3 protein-coding genes and 4 pseudogenes are annotated in these 9,961 nt (G+C 60.6%); 5 read left to right on the top strand and 2 right to left on the bottom strand.

Annotation, left to right across the window (positions count from 1 at the left end):
• Both P0D73_RS45370 and P0D73_RS45365 read left to right on the top strand, forming a co-directional pair.
• Positions 1-227, top strand: a pseudogene (locus P0D73_RS45370) (sterol desaturase family protein); the annotation flags it as partial.
• Between the two features lie 350 nt (positions 228-577).
• Positions 578-1,005 (top strand): annotated as a pseudogene (locus tag P0D73_RS45365) (PDDEXK nuclease domain-containing protein); the annotation flags it as partial.
• A gap of 350 nt (positions 1,006-1,355) precedes the next feature.
• Here P0D73_RS45365 and P0D73_RS45360 read toward each other — a convergent pair.
• A pseudogene (locus P0D73_RS45360) lies at positions 1,356-1,708 on the bottom strand (IS6 family transposase); the annotation flags it as partial.
• On the opposite strand from P0D73_RS45360, the pseudogene P0D73_RS45355 reads away from it, so the two are divergent.
• Both P0D73_RS45355 and P0D73_RS45350 read left to right on the top strand, forming a co-directional pair.
• Positions 1,652-1,969: pseudogene (locus P0D73_RS45355) on the top strand (DDE-type integrase/transposase/recombinase); the annotation flags it as partial. The pseudogenes P0D73_RS45360 and P0D73_RS45355 sit on opposite strands and share 57 nt — an antisense overlap.
• Positions 1,970-2,988: 1,019 nt before the next feature.
• Entirely contained in the window at positions 2,989-7,749 is a 4,761-nt protein-coding gene (locus P0D73_RS45350; RefSeq protein WP_408436212.1) for a trifunctional serine/threonine-protein kinase/ATP-binding protein/sensor histidine kinase, read from the top strand.
• A 133-nt stretch (positions 7,750-7,882) separates the two neighbouring features.
• On the opposite strand, the gene P0D73_RS45345 is transcribed toward P0D73_RS45350, so the two are convergent.
• Positions 7,883-8,881 carry a sigma-54-dependent Fis family transcriptional regulator gene (locus tag P0D73_RS45345; protein ID WP_408320905.1) on the bottom strand — a complete coding sequence of 333 codons (999 nt, stop codon included), beginning with the start codon at positions 8,879-8,881 and terminating at the stop codon, positions 7,883-7,885.
• Between the two features lie 476 nt (positions 8,882-9,357).
• Here P0D73_RS45345 and P0D73_RS45340 point away from each other — a divergent pair, with 476 nt between their 5' ends.
• Complete coding sequence (locus P0D73_RS45340; protein ID WP_408320903.1) at positions 9,358-9,714, top strand: rhodanese-like domain-containing protein; 357 nt, start codon at positions 9,358-9,360, stop codon at positions 9,712-9,714.
• The last annotated feature ends 247 nt before the right edge of the window (positions 9,715-9,961 follow it).

Genomic DNA, 9,961 nt, shown 5'->3' with positions numbered 1-9,961 from the left:
ACGGCTGCAATTTCGGCGTGCTGTTCCCGTGGTGGGACATGATGTTCCGCACCGTTTCATGGAACCCCGCCGTCGAGGCGACCGGCATCCGCGACCAGCTACCCGTACCGCATGGTTCAGGGCGTTCGTATGGCGACGGATTGATCGCGCAGCAGTGGCTCGCGTTTGGCCGAATTGTGAAGCGTCTGCGCGGGCAAAGGAATTACGCGGGGGGTGCCGTGGAGTGAGTGTAACTGACGCCGTGCACCTTGTTGCTGCGGTCGCACAGAACTGCGCCGCATGTTTGCGACCCGGCTAAAACCCGACAGCGCCGTCAGCCCCGGTCCGCGCGCCCGGAGTTGCGCACGTTTTGTAACCGACCGCTTTGGATGGTGAGTCGCATCCGGATGTCTCCAGTGGGTCCCATTACCGCCGATCGCATTGGGCGAACGCTCGCACGTGAGGCTTGCCTTGATGCTCGCCTATGAGTGAGTACCTCGGCTGTGCACCTGCCCCCACCGGGTTGATTGAAAAGCACACATGTGCGAGTCATACTTCGGGTCTCCCGTAACGGCTCACCTTTTGGCCTCCCAATCCAGACTTCCTGCTTGAACTGGGCGGGGACTTCGCGTTCGTCGGACCGCAACGACGCTTGCGCATCGGCGACAGCTGGTTTCGCGTGGACCTACTGTTTTTCCACCGGCGGTTGCGCTGTCTGGTGATTATCGATCTCAAGCTGACAGAGCTGAACCATGCTGATGTCGGCCAGGTGCACATGTACTGCAACTATGCGAAGGAGCACTGGACGCTTCCCGGCGAAAACCCACCGGTGGGCCTGATCCTGTGCGGACGAACGCTGAGATTGCCCGCGACGCACTCGATGGCTTACCCAACAAGATACTTGCTGCCGAGAACCACACGGTACTGCCGGATGAACAGGTGCCTGCCGAGGAATTGGAAAAAACGCGCCGAGAATGGGAAGCGCAACACCCAACCCTGACTAACAGCGGCAAAACGCGCGACTAGCGGCGATGCGGAAAACGAGTTGTGGTGCACCGCTGGCCGACGTCGGTCTGTTGATCGGCCTAAGCGGTCGTCGGTCGATCAACAAGTCAACGGCCGGTTGAATCCGCCGTCGTTCAACTGACAATGGATGACCGGTTTCTTCCGTTTGCCGATCAAAAACGCACGCAGCGAGCGTTCGCGGCGCTGTGTCGGCTCTGTCGCGGTAAGGCGAGCGGGTAAACTTGAGCGACAGAAATTGGGATGACCACGATGGCTATGAAGGGCAAGACGCCGCGCAAGACATTATCACCAGCGATCGCGAAGGTGCTGAAGCGACTGCACTATCCACTGGACGTGATTCTGCTATGCGTGCGGTGGTAGTAGCGGCGCGCTGCAGCCTTGTCGCGATGCGCCCGCAACACGAAATCGACCGTCTTGCCGGCCTTATCCACGGCTCGATACAGATACTTCCACTGGCCGCGTACCTTGACGTACGTCTCATCCATCTTCCAGCTCTTGCCGACCGGACGCTTGTACTTGCGAAAAGCCTTCTCGAACAGCGGTACGAGTTTGATCACCGAGGATGCACGCTCGAATGGTCGACCTGGAAGCCGCGTTCGGCCATCATTTCCTCAAGATCACGCAGGCTCAGTGAGTAGGCCACATAGCCATCGATCGTAACGGCGCGCCTGAGACCGTGACCATGGATAAAAGCGGGGCCAATCTGGCTGCCCTCCGGGCCATCAATACCGAACGGGAAACACCCATCAAGGTCCGGCAGGTCAAGTATCTGAACAACATGGTCGAGCAGGATCATCGGGCGATCACACGCCGAACCAGGCCGATGATGGGCTTCAAGGATTTCAGGTGTGCCTGCATCATCCTGTCAGGCATTGAGACGAAGCATATGATCAGCAAAGGCCAGATGAAGGACGCCGGCGTTACCCAAACCCCTGCCGATCAGTTCTATTCTTTAGTAGCTTGAGGACTCCTTGTCATAGCGGATGTTTTCGCTTCACGGTCCTTATCGCGACGCAACCGGTTAATGCTGATGTTGATCCCTATGAGGGCGAGGTCTCCGAGTCCTGCCTTCGTCGATATTCGAAGGCTGTCGCACATGTTGGGTATATCGTCGCAGACCATAAGCAGATCGCTTCTAGCCGGATCTGAGCATCGGCAGTGTAGCTCAAGCTCCAAGCACTGCCGTTTCTGATCAGGCCTCGGCTATCACAGCGTGCTGTTTCAGCGCCCGAGCGAGAGCATCTGTCCTTGCCATAAAGTTCCGTTGGACGCGACATGCCGCGCTTGCGAACGAGAGATCCCCTATGTGATCAACGCGAGCGTCCTCGAAGCGCCGTTTCGATGCCCGTCTTGCCGGACGCGCTATGGAAGTTCGTTCTCGATCTCGAATCTGAGACCGATGCGTAGGGAAGGGCGGATAGCAATTCATCGCCGATGCATTGCCAGCGCTGTCGCGTGACCGACTGGTGTGTGCAATTTCGACCTTCTGCTCGTATAGCGTTAACCCGACGCCAGCAGACGACTCGCAGCCGCCCGAACGCGGATTGACAGTCTTATACGCGCAACAGTGACGTTTTTATTTCGGTATACGGCTGACGAAGCGGCAAACCTCTCGAAATATGGGCTCTGACGGGAAGGCCGGTCGATTTTTTCGCGAGCGGATTGCAAACGCCGCGCAGCGACTTTTTGAATAGCATCCCCCGGACACCTGACATTCACGTGCCGACTGCGCTTGGCGCGTCGTCGGCCAACGCGGGCGGTTCATCCCTCGTGACTGTCCGTAGTCGGTATTTAGCCTGAGCAACCAGCGACGGCGACAAGACTGGCGTCCGATTCGCGACCGAGTAGACTAGTCGTCAATCGTTGCGGTTCGCGAAGTGATCACTTCGACCGACATACGTGCGGGCCTGCGCCCCACTTAACAGTCGAAATGCCTGATGTCGATATCAGGCCAGGTCACCAAGGGAAAAAACTGGGGGGGCAATGACCATCGCGATCTGTCAGACCCTTGAGCGGATCTGCGCGACAGCGGGCGCGGATCTCTACCGTGCCCGCCGCACGACGGATGGGATGCCGGTGCTGCTGAAGCGCCCTCCGGAACCCGCAGTAGCAGCCCAATCCGCTCGTTTGAAGCGCGAATACCTGCTGCTTCAATCGTTGAATGTCGCGGGCATTGCGAAACCACTCGCGCTAGTCAAAGAGGGCGGCGGCTTGGCGCTGATCCTGGAATACTTTGCGGGCGAGTCGCTCGAAGCCGTTTTGGGCCGTGAGCTGCGAATGGACGTGGCGCTTTGCCTGCGCATTGGCCACCATCTGGCCGATGCATTGGCGGGCATCGACAGCGCGATGGTCATCCTTCGGGATGTCCGGCCCGCTAATATTCTGGTCGCGCCAGCGACTGGGCACGTCCTCCTGGTGGATTTCACACTCACCACGGCCCAGGAATCCAACACCGTCTCGCCAGAGGGCGTCGTCGTACCCGTGGGGGATTGGGCGTACGTGTCCCCCGAGCAAACCGGCCGCATGAATCGTCCGGTGGATTACCGGACCGCTTTCTACTCGATGGGCGTATTGCTCTATCGCATGCTGAGCGGCCAGTTGCCGTTCGAGGCGAACGATCCACTCGAATGGACGCATTGTCATGTCGCCCGCATGCCTGCGTCGCCTCATGAGATCGTGCCGGAGGTGCCGCTACCGGTGTCGGATATCGTGATGAAGCTGTTGGCCAAGCTACCGGAAGACCGGTACCAGAGTGCGTACGGGCTGCGCGCCGATCTCGACCAGTGTCTCGCGCAATGGCAGGCCTCGGGCCGGATCGAGCCGTTCCCGCTCGGTACGGAGGACATCCCGGAGCTTTTCCAGGTGCCGCGCAAACTTTACGGACGCGATGAGGAAGCGAAGCGGCTCCTCGACGCATTCCAGCACATGACGTCAACCGGCCAAGCAGTGCTCGCGAGTGTCTGCGGCTACTCGGGCATCGGCAAGTCGGCGCTGGTCGACGCGTTGCGCAAGCCGATTGTCGCGAAGCACGGCTATTTCATTTCGGGCAAGTTCGATCAGTACCAGCGCGATATTCCGTATGCCACCCTCACGCAAGCGTTTCGCGAACTGGTGCGGCAACTGCTGGCCGAAAGCGAGACGGACATTGCCGGCTGGCGGCAACGGATCCAGGCCGCGGTAGGAGTGAATGGCCAGCTTATTGTCGATGTGCTGCCGCAGGTCGAGATCATCATCGGACCCCAGCCGCCGGTTGCGGCGCTGCCGCCGAGCGAGGCGCAAAACCGGTTCCGGATTGTGCTCCGGCAATTCGTCGCGGTGCTCGCGAGTGAGGACCACCCGCTGGTCGTCTTCCTGGACGATCTGCAGTGGACCGATGCGGTCTGCCTGACGCTCATCGAAGACCTGATCACGCATCCGGACACGCGCTATCTGCTGCTGATTGGCGCCTACCGCGATAACGAAGTGGACGCATCCCATCCGCTCGTGACCACCCTCGAGACGATCCGCCACAGTGGCGCACCGGTGACGGACCTCAAACTCGCACCGCTGTCGCTCGTGCATCTGAACGAGTTGGTGGCCGATACGCTCCATGCGTCACCGGTCGTCTGCGAACCGCTCACGCGGCTGGTCTACGAGCGCACCGAGGGCAACCCGTTCTTCTTTATCCAGTTCCTGGACACGCTGCATAAGGAGGGGTTGTTGCGGCATGACACGCGACACTGGGCCTGGCAGTGGGACCTGGATCAGATCAAGGCGAAGGACTTCGCCGACAACGTCGTCGACCTGGTGATCGGTAAGTTGCGTCAGTTGTCTCCCCCAGCGCAGGAAGCGCTGCAGCTGGCCGCATGCCTGGGCAACGCGTTCGAGTTGCGACATCTCGCGCTGGTCAGCCGGAAATCAGCGACCGAGACTGAGGTGTGCCTCGCGGCGGCGGTGCGCGAGCGTTTGCTCCTGCGCACCCACGGCAGCGGCAAGTTCCTGCACGACCGGATCCAGCAGGCGGCTTATTCACTGATTCCCGCAACCCAGCACGCTGTAATCCACCTGCGAATCGGCCGGGTACTGCTGGCGAACTTGACAGCGGACGAACTCACCGAGCATCTGTTCGATGTCGCGAACCAGTTCAATCGGGGCGCCGTGCTGCTGGATGACCGGGATGAGAAGGCGCAGGTGGCGGCGCTCGACCTGCGTGCCGGGCACAAGGCCAAGGCGTCGGCGGCCTATGCGTCGGCGCGCGTATATCTTGCGGCCGGCATCGCGCTGCTCGATGAAAAGGACTGGGGCGATCGATACGAACTCATGTTCAGCCTGCGGCTCGCGAGCGCGGAGTGTGAGTTTCTGACCGGCGACTTCGACCACGCGGAGCGACTGATTGCGGAGTTGCTGCAGCGAACGGCGTCGAAATTCGACCGGGCGGCCGTCTACCACCTGAAGGTCCTGCTCCATGTGATGAAGTCGGAAAACTCACAGGCCGTGGCCAGTGCGCGCGCCTGCGCCATGCTGTTTGGCATCGACATCCCGGCACACCCGACCTGGGAACAGGCCCAGGCCGAATACGAAACGGTCCGGCGCAACCTGGAGGGACGCCCGATCGAGGCTTTGATTGACTTGCCGCTGATGACCGATCCGGAACTGCGGACCGCCATGGAGGTGCTGTCGATTCCTTTGGAGGCCGCCTATTTTACCGATCTGCATCTGTTTTGCCTGCTGGTGTGCCGCATGGTGAACGTCAGCTTGCGGCACGGGATGAGCGGGCCTATCGCGCAAGCGTATAACTGGCTCGGGACGGTCCTCGGCCCGGTCTTCCACAGTTATAGCGAGGGCGATCGTTTCGTCAAGCTCGCATGCGACCTGATCGAGAAGCACGGCTTCGTCGCTTTCCGGGCAAAAGAAGGCTTCGCGCACGAGCTTGCTGCAGGATTTGATCGTGCCCGAGGGTCCACGACCGGCGCGCGCGGCCATCCCGAGGGAGAGCGCAGCCGCTTTGTACTCTGGGGCGCCGGCGGCGAGGTCCGGCAACTCGACGAGCGCACGCCGCCACTGCATGAACAGCCGGAGTCACCGTCCCCCACGTCGCCCAGCAATGCGGGGCAACTGGATCTTCTGTCGGTGACCAAGGCGTCGCAGGCAATTTCTGGCCAGATCGTGCTGGAGGATCTGATCGACACGCTGATGCACATCCTGCTGGAAAATGCCGGAGCGCAGACCGGCCAACTGCTGCTCGCACGCAACGAGAGCCTCGTCCTGGCGGCCGAAGCGAGGGTGGAGCAGCAGACAATCTGCGTGCGGCGGCTCCTGAACCAGGCCCCGTCCGCATCGGCACCGCCGGGATCGGCAGCGCCCGAAGGGGCATTGCCGAGCTCCATCGTCAATTACGTCCGGCGCTGCCAGGAGCGGGTGCTGCTGGATGATGCGAGGCAATCGAATCCTTTTTCGGCAGACGAATACTTGAGCCGCCAGCAGCCGAAGTCGGTTTTGTGCCTGCCGCTTATGCGGCGCTCCGGGTTGATTGGCCTGTTGTACGTGGAGAACAATCTGGCCACGCACGCGTTCACGCCCGAACGTGTGACCGTGCTGGAACTGCTAGCCTCACAGGCGGCGATCTCGCTGGAGAACGCGATGCTCTACGCTGCGCTTCGTGAGCGGGAAGCGCGCATCCGCCGCCTCGTCGATTCCAATATCATTGGGATCTTCTTTGGAGACCTTGCCGGGAATGCCAGCGAGGCTAACGACGCATTTCTGCAGATCGTTGGCTATACCCGGCAAGATCTGCTGTCCGGCAACATCAATTGGGCAGGCATGACGCCACCGGAATATCGCGCCGCAGACGCGCGGCACGTCGAGGAGCTTCGGAGGACCGGTACTTGCCAACCTTTCGAGAAGGAATATATCCGCAAGGATGGCCACCGTGTCCCGGTTATGGTGGGCTCTGCGATACTGGACGGCTCGCAGGAAAAGGGCCTCGCCTTTGTGCTCGACCTGACTGAACGCAAGCGAGCGGAAGAGCAGTTGCAGACCTTGCAGGCGCAACTCACTCATGCCACTCGGGCGACAACCCTTGGGGAGCTGAGTGCATCCGTTGCCCACGAGGTAGGCCAGCCGCTCACTGCGATCGTGACCAGCGGCGAGGCCTGCCTGCGATGGCTTGGCCATCGGACGCCGCAGCCGGAGGAGGTGCGGGCGTGCGTGGAGCATATGATCGCCGAAGGTAGGCGCGCGGGCGAAATCGTCCAGGGTATCCGCTCGCTTACCAAGAGGGCTAACCCGCAGAAGACGCGGCTGGAACTCAACGATGTGGTCAACGACGTTGTGTCCCTGGTTCAGCGCGAGGCTCTGAATCATTGCGTTTCCTTGCACCTCAAGCTGTCCCCCGACTTGCCTCCGTTTTTCGGCGATCGGGTCCAGCTTCAGCAAGTGATCATCAATTTCGTCATGAACGGTATCCAGGCGATGGCCGACATCGGCGACGCGCCACGTGAACTACTAATAGAGTCACGTCACGAAAACGGGGGGCATGTGGTCGTCGCTGTACGGGATTTCGGAACGGGCATTGATCCGGAAAACGCAGATCGGCTGTTCGACGCTTTCTTCACTACAAAGCCCGACGGAATGGGCATGGGATTGTCGATCTGCCGTTCGATCATCGAAGCCCACGGAGGGCGGGTGTGGGCATCCAACAATGCTGGGCGTGGTGCCGTCTTCCAATTCAGCCTGCCTGCGATTGGCGAGAACGAGTCCAGTTAAAACACGGGATTCTGAATCGCGTGATGAATCCGGTGGACGCCATGCGAGAAACTACCGGATGTCCGAGACGCCTCTTCATCTCATCCCGCCTCAAGGACAAGGGTTGGGTCAGATTTCAGGAAGTCACCGTAAGTTATGGATATTGCGCGGATCGATAGTCCGGACGCCTGCTCGCAGCCGAAATCGCCAGCAGGAAGCCCAGTGTGTCGGCCCCTTCATTGATGGCCTCGATCTGTACCTGCCGCAGCCAGTCGGGCATTTCCGGCGGCATGACGCCCCGCGCAATCATCGCGAGTTCGGGTCGCGGGAACACATGATGAATGCCGGTCGATACGCCCAGTCTGGCAAGGGCCGCCTGGGCCTGCGAGTTGGCCTGCACGAGCCGCCCGCGCTCGTCGGTCACGATGATCCCATGTGCCCGTGCGGCATAGCCCATGCAACGTTCCAGCAGCCGCAGACGGCGTTCCATTGCCACCTTGCCGAGCCGGCTCTCGATCTGTGCGGCCAGTGAAACGATCAATGCCAGACTTTGCTGGTTGTAGCTTTGGGCGAGGCCGGAGTGATCGATGACGCCGAGCACGGAGCCGTCCAGCGGATCGCGAATCACCGTGGCAGAGCAGGTCCAGCGCTTGATGCCTTCGCAGAAATGCTCGGCACCATGGATCTGGACTGGCTGCCCCAGCGCCAGCGCGGTGCCGATCGCATTTGTGCCGCAATTGAGTTCGGTCCAGCCACAGCCGGGAATCAGCCGGATTTCGCCGGCGGGTTCCCAGGTGCTCTGATCGCCGGCCAATTCGAGGATCACGCCGTCGGCATCGGTCAACAACAACACGGTGCCGGTCTGCAACAGGAATTCGCGCGCTTGGAGGATCGTCGGCAGGCTGGCACTGAGCAGCCGCTCGTTTTTGGAGCGCAATTCGAATACGCGGTCCTCTTCCAGCGGCGGCGGAGCGCAATCGAGGCCCGGGCTGACCTGGCCGTCCAGGCAGCGATGCCACGAGCGATCGACCACGCCTCGCAGGATACGCGAGCGTGAAGTGTCACCCTGAAGCATACGGTCCCACACGGACATAATACTGGTGTCCCGATCGGGACTGGGAAAACAGTTCATCGATGTGTTCGACTCGTCCACGCTCCTATCTCCTCATGCTGCAGGATGGCCTCGCCTCGCGCGGGCCAGGAAACTCAACCGGGCCTGCACCTCTTATTGTGGTCCCAGTGCAGCCCTTATGCGCGTCACGCTGTAGACTGTACGCCGATAGTTCGAAGCATTCCATAAGACCAAAACATCCCGCGGAAAACGCTGTCTGGTTTCACGAATATATTTCGCATACCAGACAATTAATGAACTCGGGGCTGAGAACCTGTTTAAGCGGTTTGCGAGCATTGCACGATGAATTTCTCCGGCAATGTCGCACGATCGGACTGACCGCCGCCGATTACACATTCAACACGGCAGACCGCGCGATACGCTCCCTTTCATAGCGCGTGAAGGAAGAGTTGCTGCGTCGCTTCGACACAGCAGCGCGGTCGGCAGGCGCTTTGCATCTGAAGGGCCTGCCACGCCCGAACGATGCGGGTGTCCCCGCAGCGAGCCGCCTGTAGCAGGTGGTCGAATTCGATGGCCATCGACTTGATATCCGACTCAAGGTGGTCACGCGTGATCCGTTTGGTTTTGAGCATGAGTTCGAGATCGAGAGGGCGTGGCTCCCTGTCATCATCGATGTCTGCACCCGTGCGGTTTTTGGCTATCACATTGCATGTCCCAACGAGGTGTCCGCGGCGTTGTTAGCAACGGAACTCGGAAAACTCGGCTTCCGCGAATCGCTCCCTCTACATGGGGGCATTGAGGCCTGGCTTGCAGCAGGGTTTCCGGTTGAGACGGTGAGCAGTCTCAACAATGTGAACGCCGGCAAGCGTGGCGAAATATTGTTTCCGTGGCCGGTCGGTGCGGACGCCGGTTGAAGGAGTCCATTGCGCGCATGTCGTCACGAAGAGGGTGGAGACAGGGTCGCCTGCGCGGTGGGGCTACTCGCGGAGGCACCTGGGCGCGGCCACCCGCCAATTGCTGTAGTTTGACTGCGCCGGTCTATCGGGTATGCGGCTATGCCAAACTCGATGATGACGAAGTTGCGCAGTGTAAAATGCGGCGCCGACACGACTGTGAATGGGTGACCCCGCACCATGATCGGCGCGCTCACGTACAAAAAAT

The organism is Paraburkholderia sp. RL18-101-BIB-B (assembly GCF_046026985.1).
GTDB lineage: Bacteria > Pseudomonadota > Gammaproteobacteria > Burkholderiales > Burkholderiaceae > Paraburkholderia.
This window is presented reverse-complemented; position numbering and strand designations above follow the sequence as displayed.